We start from the raw sequence: 15,791 nt of genomic DNA on the forward strand, positions 1-15,791 counted from the left end.
GCCCCTAGACAGTGCATCGCAGCCCCGGATGCCCGCATGTGGACAGGCCGCTCCGTGACCCATACATTGCTCCTCCTCAAGCCGACCAGGTTCGGCCGCCGAAATGGGGAGCACTGGTGGGCAAGGGTTCAGTCGCTGTCGTATGCATCGCACTCGGAGCGAACATCGCCTTCGCCGTAGCGCATCTGGTGGCCCAGCTGCGCTTGCACACCGCACTGGGACACATGTCGCACGGCGAGCCCGTCCTGCGCGCCGAGATGTGGGTGGGCAACTTCTCAGGCGTCCAAGTGGCCGCCTTCGCAGGAGCGGGGATTCTCTTCGTACTGTGGTTTATGCAGGCGTGGGACCGGGCCGACTCTCCTCGTCCCAGTCGACGGTGGTGGCAGAGACGTAAGTGGGCACTGGCCAGCTGGTTCATCCCTATTTTGAACCTTGGCGTCCCACTCCTGATCGCTCTCGATATGTGGGCGTCGAGCCAGCCCGAAGAAACCGATCGCCGTCACTCCCGGCTTTGGGTCATCGGGTGGTGGATTTCCTTCGTATTGTGGACCATCACCAACCGCTGGGCCCAGACCCTTTACCGGCAGGCCGAGCAGGTGCAACCGGTCAGGGACGCCTTGCGCGTCGGCATGCTCACGGACGTCCTTGGCGTACTCGCGGCAATCGCGGCCATCGCCTTCGTATTGCAGCTGAGCCGGTCTCAGATCGCCCGGGAGCGCCAGGACAGTTCTACTTTTCGCCCTGTGCCCGCCTGACGTCAGGACACCGCCACGCGATTCTGCACTGCTTCCAATACGGTCTGCCCCTTCTCCCTCTGGGCTGACCACCCCCTGCAGCCGCTGAAGGCGCCGAAAGAGGGGAGTGGCGCGTCGAGGAGAAGGCAGCGTAATCCACAGCCTCGTGGCGTCCTGCCTTCACCAAAGAATTCAGCGCAAGACTGCGTTCGCCAGCACCGGAGCGTCACCTGGCACGGACCTGTTGCGGGAGATGCCTCAGCCGTAGCGGACGGCAGCCATCGTGGTCGACCGCGAAATAGGATTCACCAGGTCCCTTCGATGATCTCCTCGTAGATGATGTTCCACTCGGAGATAGGGTCCACAAAGGGGAGGTCATCGAAACGCTCAATCTTTGACCGCATCTCCCGCGCGAAGGCATCCTTGTCGCCGGCGGAGTCCCTTGTCAGATGGAAATTCTGCAGTGCGCAGAGGGCGTGCACCAGGGATTCCACGTTGCGGTGCATCAGTAGGTGCCTGTTCGTCCCTTCCGGGAAGGCATAGACGTGCCCACTCACCGGGTCGAGCGCCAGGATCGAGTCGAGAAGGTAGCCGAGGACGAGCCATTTCTCGGCTTCTGGAGGATACGGGCGCTGCTGTCGCGCGAGGGTCTCGCCGAGGAGCACCGAGTCCTGGCCCGGGTCGGTGGCGTCGATGCGCGAGAGGAAGAGATCGTCGTGGGGTAGTCCGACTTCGTGGAGGAAGTGCATGGACGGTGACTCTTCGGAAGCCTGGCTGGGTTCTTCGCGGAGGAAGAGGACGATGCCCTGCAAGCCGAACAAGCGAATAATGTCGTCTGTGCTGACGGTGTATTTCATTCCGGGGCTCCCTGACTCTCTTCCCTTTTCATGTCTAGTGTCTCGTGATCCTGTTGATGTCACTTCGAGTTGTTCGCGACGAGTTTCTTGATGTTGGTCTGGACGAGGCGGACCTTCGCCAGAATCTCTTCGGTGGTGGCGGTCCAAGTGAACGGTTTGGCCTCGGAGTTCCAGGAGTCGATGTAGTCGCGGATCTGCGTGATCAGGACGTTGACGCTGGCGAAGGTGCCCCGGCGGATCGATTGCCGGGTCAGGATTCCGAACCAGATCTCGATCTGGTTCAACCAGGAGGAGCCGACGGTGGTGAAGTGGAAGTGGACATGCGGGTTCTTCGACAGCCACTCCTTGACCTCCGGCGTGGTGTGCGTGGAGAGGTTGTCCAGGACGACGTGGATCTCTTTCCCGGCGTGCGGCTTGACCGCCTTCTTCAGGAAGGCCAGGAAGTTCCTGCCGTTCCGGTTCGGCTTGCACTCTCCGATCGCTTCGCCGGTGGCGACGTTGAGTGCGGCGAACAAGTTCGTGGTGCCGTGCCGGACATAGTCGTGGGTGCGTTTCTCGGTGGCCGCGAAAGTGACCGGCAGCACCGGCTGGGTCCGATCCAGCGCCTGTACCTGCGTCTTCTCGTCGACCGACAGCACGACCGCGCCGCCCGGCGGGTCCAGGTACAGCCCGATCACGTCGGCCACCTTGTCCGCGAATGCGGGGTCCTTCGAAATCTTGAAGGTGCCGTTGCGGTGCGGCTTGAGATTTTCCTCGCGCCAGATCCGGGCGATGTAGTGCCAGGACACGGTGACGTTCTCGGTCCGCTTCACGTACTTCGCCAACTCGCGCGTCGACCAGTGGGAAAGCCCGGTACCAGCCGGCGGCGTCATCCGCGTCAGCGCAATCACCCGCGCCCGCGCCCGCGCCGGCACTTGCTCCCGCGGGGCGCCGGGACGGTCGCCTTCCAGTCCGGCCAGCCCGCGCTGGCCATAACGGGTCTTCCAGCGGTCCACGGTCGGCAACGACACCCCGAGCAGCTCGGCAATGTCCTTGCGCCGACGCCCCTCGCCCAACCACAACACGATCCGGGCCCGCGTGGCCAGATCCGCAGGCACATCCCGACTGTGCGCCAACTCCCGCAATTCTGCAGCCTGTTCCACGGAGAGCTCCATGTCGGTAACAACGAGATACGCGAGATCAAGTAACGCCGACAGGATCACGAGACACTAGCCGACCTTCTGCATGGGGTGGCGGGTCTTTATGGAACCTCGACCGTCCAGCGGGTCTCCTTCGACCTCGAACCAGCCGAAGTGAGGTGGGTTCTCCAGGGGCGAGGGGCGAACGTAGACATCGCCATCTATCGGTTCCCGGACATGAACACGAGCTGGGACGCGCCTGACGAGCAGGGCACGCTCTCCTGGAGCTCCGCACCACCTCGCCGCGCCCTCGGCCACATGGTCATGGATGCTGCGCAGACAGTGCTACGACTCCATGGCGAGGACGGCTACCGAGAGAAGTGGGTGCAGCACCCCTTCCCCGTTGCCGCTCTGCAAGACCTCCGCCGGCTGCACCTGCGAGACGACGAGTGCCAGCGCGAGCAGTGTCAAGGGAACCTCGTTTCCTGACATCACCAGCTGCCACCAACGAGCGCGAACGGCGCCGGTCAGCGCCGAACCTCTGCGGCCGGTCAGTAGGGGCCATGAACGGTCCCAGGATTCCGATGATCGACCTGATAAGGATGCGGCCACAGGTTCAAGTCCTACGACCGAGCCAACCATCGAGCTTGAGCCATCGAGAACTCCACCAACCGTGTCGCCTACCGCGAGTCACCGGGGGATCTGTTGTCCTGCCTCGGTGAGGGTCAATGTCAGGCAACCCAACCACTCGCCAGATTGCGGGTACTCCCAGTTCTCGGCGTCCAACAGAAGAGTAGGAAGGGCCCGCTTCGGGATGGAAGGACCGGGCTGGAATCCCGCAGCTCCATCGGGTGCAGTCCAGAGGATGACCCGGCACACCTCGATCCATCCTCTGTCGACAAGAGACAGGAGGATCGGGACAAGATCCGAGGCAGGCCCGGACGCCAGCGGCTCATCGAGGTCGCCCCAGACACCGGGAAGGACATCGATCTCGGTTGCGTTGATCATGAAGGCGCGCTCGGCGGAGGACAGCTCCTCTGTCGCGGGATAGCTCACTCAGAGAGTTTCGCAGCCCAGGAGACTGCCGGCCCAGGAATGGGAAGCGTGCCCCTCCCGTGCCCGTTCGAGCGGGGGACCACGGGGAGGACCGGGCGATCACGGTGGCTGGATATGCCGACGGCCCCTGGCCGAGTTGGCTGGTCAGGGGCCGTTCACCTGCGGTGGGTGTGGGATTTGAACCCACGGTGACATCGCTGCCACGACGGTTTTCAAGATCGCTAACAAGGTTGACTCGCCCATTGAGTAATCCGATCTCCTGACGCCGACCCCCGAAGGGGAGAAAATCGGGCTGTGGCCGTCCGGCTGACGTCGCGGAGTCTTGGCGCCACCGGAACCCGACATTGAGTAGGACGCTGGGGACTCTTCGTCAGGCACCCGGAAGTGTTGCCTCGAGCATGTGAATCAGATTCTTTTGCCTGCCCGGTCCCCGCCGGACGGTCGCTGTCCGACCGCACGAAGGACGAAGGAGGTGCCGGGGCCATGGACGTCGTCCACGAACGATGCGCCGGGATCGACATCGGCAAGGCGGACGTGAAGGTCTGCATCCGCGTCCCGGGATCCGGCAAGCGCCGCCACAAGGAGATCCGTACGTTCTCCACGATGACCCGTGACCTGCTCGCCATGCGGGACTGGCTGCTCGCCGAACAGGTCACCGTGGTCGGTATGGAGGCCACCGGCTCCTACTGGAGCCGGTGTTCTACCTGCTGGAGAACGACATGGAGACCCTGGCTGCCGAACGCGAGGCACATGAAGAACGTCCCCGGCCGAGCAAGACCGACGTGGCGGACTCCGAATGGATCTGCAGAATGGTCGAACACGGCCTGGTCCGCCCGAGTTTCGTGCCCCCGCCGGCCATCCGGCAGTTACGGGACCTGACCCGCTACCGCACCGAGGTGATCCGCGAACGCACCCGCGAGGCCCAGCGGCTGGAGAAGCTCCTCGAAGACGCCGGGATCAAACTGTCCGCGGTCGTCTCCGACCTGCTGGGCAAGTCCGCCCGCGCCATGCTGGAGGCACTGATCGCCGGGGAACGCGACCCGCGGGTCCTCGCCGAGATGGCCCGAGCCAGCATGCGCGCCAAACGTGACGTCCTCATCCAGGCACTGACCGGCCGGTTCACCGACCACCACGCGTTCCTCGCCCGCACCATGCTGGACCGCATCGACGCGGTCACCGTCACCGAAGCCCGGCTCAGCGAGGAGATCACCCGTCAACTCACGCCGTTTCGGCGGCAGGTCGAGCTGCTGATCACCATCCCCGGCGTCAGCAACCGCTCGGCCGAGATGATCCTCGCCGAGATCGGCGCGGACATGACCCGCTTCCCCAGCGCCGCCCACCTCGCCTCGTGGGCCGGAATGTGTCCGGGCAACTACGAGTCCGCCGGCAAGCACACCTCCGGCAAGTCCCGGCCCGGTGACCCCTGGCTCAAGAACGCGCTCGGGCTGGCCGCCACGGCCGCCGCCCGCAGCAAGGACACCTACCTCGCGTCCCGCTACAAACGCATCGCCGTGCGCCGCGGGAAGAAGCGCGCCATGGTCGCCGTCGGCCACAGCATCCTGACCTCGGTCTGGCACATGCTCACCAACGACGTCGTCTACCAGGATCTCGGAGGCGACTACTTCATCCAGCGCACCGGCCAGGCCCGGCAGACTCGCCGCCTGGTCAGCCAGCTCAACATGCTCGGTTATCAAGTGACCCTCCAATCAGCGGAACCGGACTGAGCTGCGGAGGTGCTGGATTTTCGAATCAGACTCCACCGACCTCACGCCGATGTCGTGCTCAGGTCTCGTCAAGAGCCTTCTGACGAGGCACCACGACAACTTGGTCCTCATCTTCGTAGGTGATCTTTCCAGGTTCCGACGACTCAGCTCGCTCGCAGGCAACACCGTGCCCGGCAAGGATCTCCATCCGGGTCGCCTGCGGAAGTGAATTTTCCTCACGTACGCGCGCGCCGTTCGTTCGACCCTGGCCCGGGAAGCGGCCTCGAGGCTTGGCGAGCGGCCCGTGCAAGGCTGTCCGGGGCGGGAGATGAATCTACCCGCCCCGAACGCCGACGGCGTCGATGGGCGGGAGCAGATGTCCGTGGGCGGCGAACCAGTTCCGGCAGCCCAGGACTGCACCGCGGTCAGCCGGCTTACCTGGGGTACGGGCGCTCCGGCAGCCCAGGCGGTCAACCCGCCGCGTGCCACTGCCTCGGCATCATCAGCCGCACGCTTGGGTTTCGCGAGTACCTGGCCGGGCTGCTGCTGCCGCGGGAAACCAAGCGGCCGCACGGCTCGGCGTAAGACCGACCCGGCGGGCGGCCAGCACCTCGCCGACCAGGTCGGGTGAAAGGCCCTCTCAGACTCAGGAGTTCACCGCCATGCGCCATGACCGTGGCGTTACCGAGGAAGTGCACTGGACCGATGCTCCGGTGGGATCGCTCATGATCCACCTCCGGGGCCGTGGAGCGTTGCGGTACCGGGGCGCACTGCCCTCCGGGCAGTGCCTCGTCCCGTCCGGGGCGGAACCGTCAACGATGGTGCGACTTCCCCGGAGGGCCTCGGGATCCTCTTCCCTCGCGACTCACTGTCCCGAGCAACTGGCACGGCATCACCGCGTTACCGCTACACCTCGATCCCGGTAACGGCGTCTCTGCTCACGTTCAGGTCGCCGCTCTTCGCCGGCCGCCCGCACGGGTTGCGGCTCGCGATGGAGTCGAGGGCCGCGCATCGGGTCCCTTCCGCGTCGCTTCTCAGACCGGAACTCACCATGGCGCTCGACCACCCTTCTCTGCAGGGCCGGTTGGTTCAACGGCGTGACAACCGCATTGCAATGAAGCCTGCTTCACCCTTCCGATGTTCAATGAGCCACGCCGGTCATTGACTGGGGAGCGGACCGTTCCGGCCGAATGCGATCCGGGGTGATTCGGCCGTCGCGCCCGGCACGGACGCACGCGGGGCGACGGTCGCCAGGGAAGTTCCCTTTCCGCGCCGTTGTGTCCTGGCCAATGATTGAACGCGCAAGGTATCTGAAACGCATGGGGTGCGCGTGCCGTTGCTGCGAGCGCTAGGCAAACTCGAGAACGCCGATCGGTTCCCGCACAATTCAGCACAGCCAGGAAAGGATGCGCACCATGCGGAAGACCACTCGATGGACTGCGGCCGGCGTTCTCGTCGCAGGAGCGATGCTGGGATCGACGGCCGGTACCGCGCACGCCGAACCCTCCTCGCTCTACGCGCCCTCGGCGCTGGTCCTGACCACGGCACACGGAGAGAACGCCGCCACCGCGACTCCGGAGCGCGCCGTGACCCTCACCTGTACGCCCGACGCGACCGGCACGCACCCGGCAGCCGAGGACGCCTGCGCCGCCCTCACCCAGGTGAACGGCGACTTCAGCAGCCTGGCGGAGATCAGCCGTGGCCAGCCCCGTTTCTGCACCAAGGAGTACGCCCCCGTCACCGTCACCGCCCAGGGAGTATGGCGCGGCAAGCGCGTGACCTACGAGCACACCTTCTCCAACGAGTGCATCAAGAATGCCGAAGGATCGCGCGTCTTCGAATTCTGAGGGCATCCGGGTGCAGCGGCTCAAGGGCATCGATCGGTGGTTTCGGCCACCATCGGTGCCCTTGCCGATGGCATTCGGGTGTACGCCTATGCGTACGGGTACGTGACCGATAGCGGAAAGTGGGAGCAGGCTGTGCAGCGTTCATGGGCAGTGACTACGGCGCTGGTGCTCGCGGGAGCGGGCCTGACAGGCGCAGCGGTGCCGTCGGGGGCCGCGACGCCGGGCATGGGGGCGACGGCATCCGCCTCCGCATGCTCGACCGCGTGGGGAAGCGGCGTGAAGTCGGCCTCTGAGGCCGGTGCGGTGCCGCTGAGGAACGTGACGGTGAGCCGGGGCACGTGCTTCGACCGCATGGTCTTCGATGTCACGGGCGCGTCGGCCAAGGTGGGCCATCACGTCGGTTATGTCGAGGCGTTCCGTCAGGACGGCTCGGGTGACCCGATACCTGTGCGCGGGGGCGCCGTTCTGCAGATCCTCGTCTCCGCTCCCAGCTATGACCCGCTGACGCTCCGCCCGACATATGCCGGCAGGGCCGGCAAGCCGTTGCCCGGCGTGGAAGTGGCCCGGTACAGGACGTTCCAGGACACCAGGTTCGGGGCGAGCTTCGAAGGACAGACACAGGTAGGGCTCGGCGTGAGGGCACGACTGCCGTTCCGGGTGCTCCAGACCGGCGACAAGCTAATCGTGGACGTCGCCCATACATGGTGACCCCGCCCCGGGCGCCGCACCCGTACCGGACCCACCCAGCCCCGATCACGCAACACCCGGACCAGTGACGATCCAAAGCACGATTCCCCGCAGGCCCCTCGCGGCCGGCCGGGAATCCCCAGAGTCATGTCATGTCCCTCCGCCGACCCCGGAGCCGCCGCTGCCGCCGCAAGCGGCGAGGCGCTGCTCGTGCGTCACCGCTGTCGCTGACGGTAAGTCAGCCACTACCTGCCTCGACCTGCGCAATCGCAGGCATCAGAAAGCGGTGTCCGATGGCATGCGCCACTGATCAATTTCGCGTGGCGAGAAGGGTAAGGCCTTACGTTGACGCTCCCTGATGCGGTATTTCGCGTGGGCCGGGCATGGGAGCGCGTGGCGGCCGTACTGCCCCGGGCGCCGGCCGGACGACCGCTGTCGCTGCCGCCGGGCGTTCATGCTGTGCGGCACCTGCGTGTATCTGCTGCCCTTGCCGCTGCCCGTGATCGATCCCGTCGGTGACCGGCTGCTGACCGAGCATGTCACTGAGACCGTCGTGATTATCTCTCTGATGCGCGCCGGGCCGGCGCTCAACCGCCCCGTTGGTTGGCGTCGTTGGGGGTGGTTACTGGCTTGTGGTCGTGGTGTCGTCAGTTTGAGTCTGGTCTCGGTGAGGCAACCGTCGATGATGTCGCTGCGGCACTGGATTTGGCGGAGGCCGTGTCGTAGCACGCGGATGAGGAGGTCAGGGTCGGTGAAGGCAGTGTTGGCCTGGCTGCCGCGGCGGAGAAGGGACCAGATGCCCTCGACGGGGTTGAGGTCGGGCGCGTAGGGCGGCAGATAGTGGGCGTCGATCCAGTCCTGAGCGTCGATGAACGCCCGCATCCTGGCGTCCTTGTGCACGTTCAAGTTGTCCCGGATGAGGACGATAGGGCCATTGAGCTGCCGGTGGGCGGCGATCAGAAGGTCGCGGTACTCGGTCCAGACGAAGCTGCGCCGACCGCCTTGCTTGTGGTCGGTGTGCCGTCTGGGCCGGTAGATCAAGCGGGAGCGCTCGCCGGGCTTGTAGCAGGCCAGGGCCGCGATGGAGAAACGTTGGGAGCGACCGCGGATCCGGATGACGGGTGTGTGTCCGCGTTTGGCCCAGGTCCGTGAGGTCGGCGGTCTCGAAGACGACGATCTTCTGGATGCGAACACAGTGCTGCACGCTAAGTGCGTGAGCAGTGAGCAACCCGATGACTTCAAACGGCTCGCCGACTGCTTCGGGCTGGTTTTTCTTGTCTACCGCAATCTTGGCAGGATGGATCTCGATTACAAGATCGCGCTGATCCGGATCAACCAGATCCTGCGCAGCTGGGCCAACTACTTCAAACACGCGGTCGCCAAGCACACCATGGCCCGCCTGCACACCTTCGTCTGGTGGCGGGTGATCCGCTGGGTGATGCACCGGCACCGCATGACGTGGACGGCCATCCGGCGATGGCTCCGAGGTCCGTAAGGACGCTCGAGCTCATCGAGTTGGACGGGATCACACTGTTTCACCTCGGCAAGGTGCCGATCACTCGGTATCGCTACCGGGGCAACAGCATCCCCAACCCTTGGCCGGACGCCCTGACAGGGCCAATCCCAACGGCATGACCTCGTGGAGAGCCCGGTGCTCGGAGACGGGCACGCCGGGTTCGGCGGGCGGGTCGGGGAAACCCACCGGGAGCAATCCCGGCAGGGCGCCCCGGCCCGACCCAACAACCTCGGCGAAGCCGTCGAACGCCTCGTCTCCCACCACCGCGCTCTCCTGCGTGACCTCGTCGAGCCCGAACCGGTGCCACCCCAGCCCTACCCGCCGGGGAAGTTCCTCGACCGGCTCCGTGACACCCACGCCGCCGTCCGCGCCCAGGTCGGGCAGGGCCTGAGCCTGCGCGAAGTCGCCCGTCGACTCGGGCTGGGCCGCAACACCGTGCGCAAGTACGCCCGCGCCGCCACCCCGGAGGCGATGCTGCACGGCCAGTGGCAGGACCGGACCGGCAAGCTCGACCCATACCGGCCCTACCTGGAGCAACGCATCGCCGAGGGCTGCACGAACCTGTCCCGGCTCCACCGCGAGATCCAGGAACGCGGCGCCCGATGCAGTTACAGCACCCTGCGCGACTACGTCCACCCGTTGCGTCCCGGACGCCGACCCGCCTCCGGCCGGTCGCCGATGGCCCGGCCGCCCTCGCCCCGCGAGGCCACCCGCTGGATCATGAGCCATCCCGACCACCTGCGCACGGATGACCAACTGCAGCTCAAGGCGCTGCTGACCCGCTCGCCCGAGCTCACGGCCGCCACCAGTCACGTCCGGACCTTCGCGACCATCATGAGCAACCGCGAAGGCGACCGGCTGCGCGGGTGGATCGCCGACGTCTGCGCCGACGAGCAGTGCGGCCTGACCGCCTTCGCCGCCGGACTGATCACCGACCTCGACGCCGTCATCTACGGGCTGAGCACCGACTGGTCCTCCGGCCCGGTCGAGGGCCGCGTCAACGACCTCATTCTGTGGAATCTGAGTTGTCAAGAGAGGCTCTCCGGGCCTGGTCTTAATGAGTGGCTGTGTCCATGAAAGTTCTGGAGAATCCGGTGTTGTGACTATGGGCATCTCCGGCTTCGAGCCAACCTTCCTCGTCGGGCTCGAAGCCGTCCGCGAGAATCACCGACCACGGTTGGCGGAGCTGGGCGGGCGGCGCCTGACCGGGTTCGCGCTGGTGCGCTTTGTTGAGGACGGGGAATGGTTCGCTGATTGCCCGGTGGTGTTGGACTTTGAGGGCGTGCGAGTCGAGATCTGCCACTGGAAGTTCGATGAGTTGTCGATCGGCTGGAACACCATCGACACCACCGCGGCGATCACCGGCTGGGAGTGGTCAGAGTTCACGCCTGAGTGGTCCAGCGCCGACGAACGGCTTGAGCCGTTCGTCGGCCAGGAACTCCGCGAAGCTTCCCTGCTTGAATGGCGCCCGTCAGGACAGGACCTGGCCGATGGCAGCATCGCTGTGGAGTTCGCCTTCGATGCGGATCGCCTCCGCATCTGCAACGGCCTCGACGAAAACACCATCGAAGTGGGGGATCCGCATCCAGACTTCGTGAGGCATCGGCTGGGCTGATGAGGGTCGGCTGATCACGTTGACTTCCGATTGATCTCGACGACCGGCAGCACGGTTGCCCGGGCCGGGATGCCTATTTGCAGGGGTGTTGGTCCGGCCGGGGTGGGGGTGTCGGCGAGCCTGTCGAGGAGGCGGTCGAGCGCGCTCTGGCCGTCGGTGACAGCTGCTTGCTCGTCCTCGGTGAGCGGGATCGAGACGGCCATCTTCTGCAGGTTGCTTTTGGCTTCAAGAAGTTGGGCTTTCGTGGAGTCCTTGGGGGTGTAGAAGTCGCAGCGTGCGCAGGCCATGCGATGTTGGCACTGCTCGAAGAAGGTGTAGGTGCAGTAGCCGTGTCCGAGGTCGTAGTGCTGCCAGGGTTCGCCGGTCGCGGCGGCTCCGGAAGCGACCGCGTCCCGGTCGACCAGGACTTCGATGGTGCGGACGTTCCGCTCGAAGTAGCCAGCTTCGGAGTATGCCTTGGACAGGGTGTTCGGTGTGATCTTCGCGTAGTACTGGGTGGATTGTGGTGATCGGTGTCCGAGCCAGGCTTGCAGTTCGAACAGCGTCATCGGTTCCTTGGCGTTGTAGAGCTGGCTGGCGATGGTGGACCGGGCCCGGTGGCTGGTGATGTTCCCGCGGACGTCGGCGTCCGGGACTCCGGCCTTGCGGCAGAGCATCGGGATGATCGTGTTGTTGATGTAGTGGGTGGAGACGCGGCGGGCCCGGATGGCGAACAGCAGGTCGACGTGCTCGCCGGTGCGGCGGTCGGTGAACTTTGGCTGGTCCGGGCGGACGGCCTGCCAGGCGTCGATGGCCTGGCCGAGGATCGGGTCGACCGGCTTGGTGAAGGCGGTGCCGGTCTTGTGGGTTGGGACGTCGAGCAGGCAGACCGCGTCGCGGGCCAGCACCTGTTGCGAGTCGCCCGCGATCGAGTTCCCGTCGTGCTGCCAGCGGATGCAGCCCAGTCTCAGCCGGGCGATCTCGTTGCTGCGCTGACCGGAGAACAGCCAGGTCAGCGTGACCGCGCGGACCAGTTCGAAGGGGTAGAAGTACCCGGACCGGGTCTGCGGAAGATCCGCGGGCTCGAGGTTGAGGCCGGCCCACAACAGCTTCGCCCAGACCTCGTCGGCGATCACCCGTGGGTCGGGGCCGAGGAGGGCGGTGATGCTGCGAGGGATCGCCAGAGCGCGTAGTGGGTCGAAGCGGCGGGGCAGCCACTCCCATTCCTGGCAGTCCCGAAAGAAGGTCCGCAGCGCGGTGATCTGTCCGGCCTTGGTGGGCGCCTCCAGCGGCTTGCCGAGCCGGTCCTTGAGGCCAACCGTGCGCTGGACGTAGTCGCCGACTTTCATCCGGTCCAGTGCCGCGATCCAAGTCGCGCAGGTCTGCCGGGTCCAGCCGGTGGGATCAGCGACGTCGGGCTGTTCGGCGGCGATCCACCGGCCGATCCGCAGGAGGGTGGATCGGATGCTGCCGCGGACGCGCGGGGTGAGGGTGGAGGTGTCGTGCCAGCGGTCGGCCCACTGTTCCCAGATCTTGGCGCCGCCGGTGGCCCGTGCCGAGTGGCGGCCGGTGCTCGGCAGTGGTGGATCACAGAAGCCGAGCTCGGCGACCGCCCGCTGCAGAGCGTGCAGGGTGTTCAGCTGGGCGCCCTCCAGCAGCCGGTCGCGGCGGACCCGGTCGAACAGTGCGGTGTCCATGTCTTCCAGGTGCGGTCTGTGGTTGAGCAGAAACAGCTGGCAGGCGACCGACGGCAACAGCGTGTCGTCGTCCTGGCCCAGCTGATAGCCCCAGGCACGGAGGACCGTGCGGATGCGGGCGATCTCGCTGGTGACGCGGTCGCGTCCGAAGATCCGCCAGGACAGTGTGAGGCGTTGGAAGCTGCCGAGCTGGTGGAACTCGTTGAAGGAACCGAGCAAATAGGCGTGAGCCGCGACGTAGGGGCGGACTTCGTCCCCGGCCCAGGCGGGTGCATGCTGCCGGAACTCGGCCTGGGTCCGGCCGAGCAGACGGGTCCATTCTTGCGTGGTCCAGCCCCAGTAGGTCCGTCCGGTCTCCGCGCTGTGCGTCAGCAGAAGGGCGATCACGTCGAGCATGGCCCGTCGGCGGTGCGGGGTGGGCGGCGAGTCGAGTGCGGCGTTGACCGCCTCGAGGGGTCCCAGCAGTCGTGCGATGACGTGCCAGCCCGGTGCGGCCGGGTCGTGGTACTGCAGCCGGCGAAGATTGCGGACACCGAGTTCGAGGACGGCCTGTGCCTCAGCAGGTCGGACCGCGGCGGTCGTGTCGTAGCGGTCCGGGACGATCGGCCAGTACCAGCGACCGTCGGTGCCCTCGGTGACGGCGGCCAGAGACGATGGGGTCACTGCGACACCTCCCTCGTCGCACCGGCCGGGGTGGTGAGCATCTGTATTCGCCAGGCATGAATGTGGTCCATGCCGCGGGCCAGCTTGTCGGCCAAGTCCCGGCCGGAGAGGTGGATGTACTGAAGGGTGGAGTCGGTGTGCCGGTGTCCGGCAAAGGACGCGATCGCGTGCAATTCCCAGCCCATGCGGGCCAGATCGGTCAGACACAGGTGCCGGGTGGTGTGCGTGGAGAACCGCTCGACGCCGGAGGCCAGTGCGATCTTGCGGACCACCTTTGACCAGGTCCACAGACTCAGCGGCTGGGCATGATTGCGCCGCGACTCCGACAGGAACAGCGGCCCACGGGCCCGGCTGATCCTGGCGCGGTGAGCGAGGTAGTCCGACAGCAGCACCCCGGTCGACGCCGAGTAGGGCACCACCCTCTCCAGCCGGTTCTTCGTCGTTTCTGCCCGGATCCGCAGCGTTCGGTGGGCCGGATCCACGTCGTCGGTCCGCAGCGAGCACAGTTCCTCGCGGCGCAGGGCCGCGTCGTAGGCCAGGGCGAGCATCACGCGGTTGCGTACCGGCTCGCGTTTGGCCACCTCCAGGACGCGTAGCCACTGCTGTTCGCCGGGAATCCACGGCAGCTTCGTCAGCCGGGGCACCAGACCGTGCTGTTGACCGCCGTTCCGTCGGCCGGGCGTGTAGCGCCCCCGGCCGACGGGGTTGGATTCCCGCAACCCCTCTTCCATGAGGAAGTCGTAGAACAGGCGGACCGGCACGAGCCGCTGTTGGATCGTTGCGTTCGCCAGCCCCGCCCCTGAGTCAATCGAGATCACGTTCGCACCACGGCGGTGCGGCCGCGAGCTCAACTCCCGTACGTATACGGCGATATGGGAACGATTCGCGCCGACCGGGTCGACATCCTCCCGCTCGCACATCAGCAGGTACTCGGCCAGTCCCCGGCCGTAGGCGTCGATCGTGCGCGGTGCACGTCCGAGATCCGTCCAAACCGTCAGCCAGGCCGCAGCCTGCTCGTACCGGCCGAGCACCGGCCACTTCTCCGTGAGCACCGTCGTGCCGCTCAAGCCATCTCCCAAGTCCGTGGTTGCACCGGGGAGACATGATCACCCCCGTAGATTCCACGTAACTTTTAAGGCCCTCAAGCGCGGCATGTTCGGTCGTGCCCGCCTCCCCCTCCTGCGCAAACGGCTCCTGCTGACCGCCGCCAGCCGCCGACCACAGACCGCCACGGTAGTCACAGCGGGCTGATCACTGTGATGAGAGACCGGTCACCGCCACCGAATCCGTCAGTCATTGCGGGTCATCGACCTGAACCTCCAGATGTGGCCAGGCCGTGGCCAGGCGCGAAAGGTCGCCGACCGTCGGCACGGTCACCGAACCCAGCGACTCGTGCGGCTTGAAATAGACCAGCGTCCCGGTCGTGCCATCGACCTCAACGGGCTCAAGGTCGCTGACGGGGACGCCGTGTTCGTAGCGCTGAGTCCAGGCCCCGTTGAGGCGGCGGTTGGTATGGACGAGCCACTCGCTGAGCGCCGCAACTACGGACATGCCGCGCCGAGGATTGCCGTCAGGCAGCACCTCGACCTGCGGGAAGTCGAAGAAGCGGAGATCCTTCGTAGCCATGACCGGCTTCTTCACGCTCCGGCCGTGCTCGTCCACGCGGGTGTCAGTGCCCCGTCCGTCATCGCGGACAGACAGGGAACCGTCGGGATGGAGAACGACGACGCAGCGTCCCCCGCCCTTGCTTGACGCTTCGTCGGCGGCATAGGCAAGCACCTCAAGGATGAGGTGCCAAGGTCCATCCGGAGCGAACTCCGCGGGACTCTGCCGGATATGCGCCAGATGATCCGCATCAACGACGCCGGACCAATCGTGCGTCGTGTTGACCCAGGAAGCCCTCGATACGTCCACCAGGCAAGTATCCCGCCTGGTGATGACGGCCCTTGAGGCCATCCCCCTGCCTGACGATGGCTCACGAAATTCGTGCCTGAACCCCGACCTGTTCGGCATCGACGGGCGTGCCCGGCTGGAGCAGACCGCGCTGGCCGGCCCCTATGCCCAGCGCGTCGCGTGGTTACTGAAACTGATCGACGAACTCGACGCCGAAGAAGCCCTGTTCAACGGCCCATCGCGGATCGGCTTGGCGACCACGCCGGCTACCGCGCCATCCAGCAGCTGCCCGGGTACCACCCTGGCGGCGGTGCTGGTCGCGGAGATCGGCGACGTGCACCGGTTCGCCTCCGCCGACCGGCTGTGCTCCTGCCCAGCTACCGGCTTGGGTGGCAACTGAACCGTTCCGGGTTCGGTAGGGACTCG

14 protein-coding genes and 2 pseudogenes are annotated in these 15,791 nt (G+C 66.1%); 8 read left to right on the top strand and 8 right to left on the bottom strand.

The features are described from left to right. Window positions 1–116 precede the first annotated feature (116 nt). Complete coding sequence (locus QFZ67_RS00595; protein ID WP_307659142.1) at window positions 117–755, top strand: DUF4328 domain-containing protein; 639 nt, start codon at window positions 117–119, stop codon at window positions 753–755. Window positions 756–1,039: 284 nt separating this feature from the next. Here the strand turns inward: QFZ67_RS00595 and QFZ67_RS00600 are convergent, their stop codons facing one another. From QFZ67_RS00600 to QFZ67_RS00615, 4 genes are all read right to left on the bottom strand, one after another. Next, a complete protein-coding gene (locus tag QFZ67_RS00600) occupies window positions 1,040–1,591 on the bottom strand; it encodes an SUKH-4 family immunity protein (RefSeq protein ID WP_307659143.1) in 552 nt (183 codons plus the stop codon). Between the two features lie 59 nt (window positions 1,592–1,650). Then, complete coding sequence (locus QFZ67_RS00605) at window positions 1,651–2,793, bottom strand: IS630 family transposase (RefSeq protein ID WP_307659144.1); 1,143 nt, start codon at window positions 2,791–2,793, stop codon at window positions 1,651–1,653. 261 nt (window positions 2,794–3,054) lie between these two features. Next, complete coding sequence (locus QFZ67_RS00610; protein ID WP_307659145.1) at window positions 3,055–3,180, bottom strand: hypothetical protein; 126 nt, start codon at window positions 3,178–3,180, stop codon at window positions 3,055–3,057. A gap of 219 nt (window positions 3,181–3,399) precedes the next feature. After that, entirely contained in the window at window positions 3,400–3,765 is a 366-nt protein-coding gene (locus QFZ67_RS00615) for a hypothetical protein (protein ID WP_307659146.1), read from the bottom strand. Window positions 3,766–4,248: 483 nt separating this feature from the next. Here QFZ67_RS00615 and QFZ67_RS00620 point away from each other — a divergent pair. From QFZ67_RS00620 to QFZ67_RS00630, 3 genes and pseudogenes are all read left to right on the top strand, one after another. Continuing rightward, window positions 4,249–5,489 (top strand): annotated as a pseudogene (locus QFZ67_RS00620) (IS110 family transposase). A 1,394-nt stretch (window positions 5,490–6,883) separates the two neighbouring features. Next, entirely contained in the window at window positions 6,884–7,315 is a 432-nt protein-coding gene (locus QFZ67_RS00625) for a subtilase-type protease inhibitor (protein ID WP_307659147.1), read from the top strand. A gap of 36 nt (window positions 7,316–7,351) precedes the next feature. Next, window positions 7,352–8,023 (top strand): hypothetical protein, encoded by a 672-nt coding sequence (locus QFZ67_RS00630; protein ID WP_307659148.1) that lies wholly within the window; start codon window positions 7,352–7,354, stop codon window positions 8,021–8,023. Between the two features lie 627 nt (window positions 8,024–8,650). Here the strand turns inward: QFZ67_RS00630 and QFZ67_RS00635 are convergent. Then, window positions 8,651–9,196 (bottom strand): annotated as a pseudogene (locus QFZ67_RS00635) (transposase); the annotation flags it as partial. A 19-nt stretch (window positions 9,197–9,215) separates the two neighbouring features. Here QFZ67_RS00635 and QFZ67_RS00640 point away from each other — a divergent pair. The 3 genes from QFZ67_RS00640 (at window position 9,216) to QFZ67_RS00650 (ending at window position 11,133) form a co-directional block, all read left to right on the top strand. After that, window positions 9,216–9,497 carry a group II intron maturase-specific domain-containing protein gene (locus QFZ67_RS00640; RefSeq protein ID WP_307659149.1) on the top strand — a complete coding sequence of 94 codons (282 nt, stop codon included), beginning with the start codon at window positions 9,216–9,218 and terminating at the stop codon, window positions 9,495–9,497. Between the two features lie 156 nt (window positions 9,498–9,653). Further along, the gene (locus QFZ67_RS00645; protein ID WP_307659150.1) at window positions 9,654–10,595 is read left to right on the top strand and encodes a hypothetical protein; all 942 of its coding nucleotides are present in this window, start codon (window positions 9,654–9,656) and stop codon (window positions 10,593–10,595) included. Between the two features lie 28 nt (window positions 10,596–10,623). Continuing rightward, window positions 10,624–11,133: a hypothetical protein gene (locus tag QFZ67_RS00650; protein ID WP_307659151.1), complete on the top strand. Its 510-nt coding sequence runs from the start codon at window positions 10,624–10,626 to the stop codon at window positions 11,131–11,133. 14 nt (window positions 11,134–11,147) lie between these two features. Here the strand turns inward: QFZ67_RS00650 and QFZ67_RS00655 are convergent, their stop codons facing one another. The 3 genes from QFZ67_RS00655 to QFZ67_RS00665 form a co-directional block, all read right to left on the bottom strand. Further along, window positions 11,148–13,472, bottom strand: a complete 2,325-nt coding sequence (locus QFZ67_RS00655; protein ID WP_307659152.1) for a tyrosine-type recombinase/integrase — start codon at window positions 13,470–13,472, stop codon at window positions 11,148–11,150. After that, the gene (locus tag QFZ67_RS00660; protein WP_307659153.1) at window positions 13,469–14,539 is read right to left on the bottom strand and encodes a site-specific integrase; all 1,071 of its coding nucleotides are present in this window, start codon (window positions 14,537–14,539) and stop codon (window positions 13,469–13,471) included. Before QFZ67_RS00660 ends, QFZ67_RS00655 begins: the two co-directional genes overlap by 4 nt. 226 nt (window positions 14,540–14,765) lie before the next feature. After that, complete coding sequence (locus QFZ67_RS00665; RefSeq protein ID WP_307659154.1) at window positions 14,766–15,386, bottom strand: ATP-binding protein; 621 nt, start codon at window positions 15,384–15,386, stop codon at window positions 14,766–14,768. Window positions 15,387–15,408: 22 nt separating this feature from the next. On the opposite strand from QFZ67_RS00665, the gene QFZ67_RS00670 reads away from it, so the two are divergent. Beyond that, on the top strand, window positions 15,409–15,765 hold the full coding sequence (locus QFZ67_RS00670) for a hypothetical protein (RefSeq protein WP_307659155.1): 357 nt from the start codon (window positions 15,409–15,411) through the stop codon (window positions 15,763–15,765). Window positions 15,766–15,791 lie beyond the last annotated feature (26 nt).

This window comes from Streptomyces sp. V1I1 (genome assembly GCF_030817355.1).
Classification (GTDB): Bacteria; Actinomycetota; Actinomycetes; order Streptomycetales; family Streptomycetaceae; genus Streptomyces.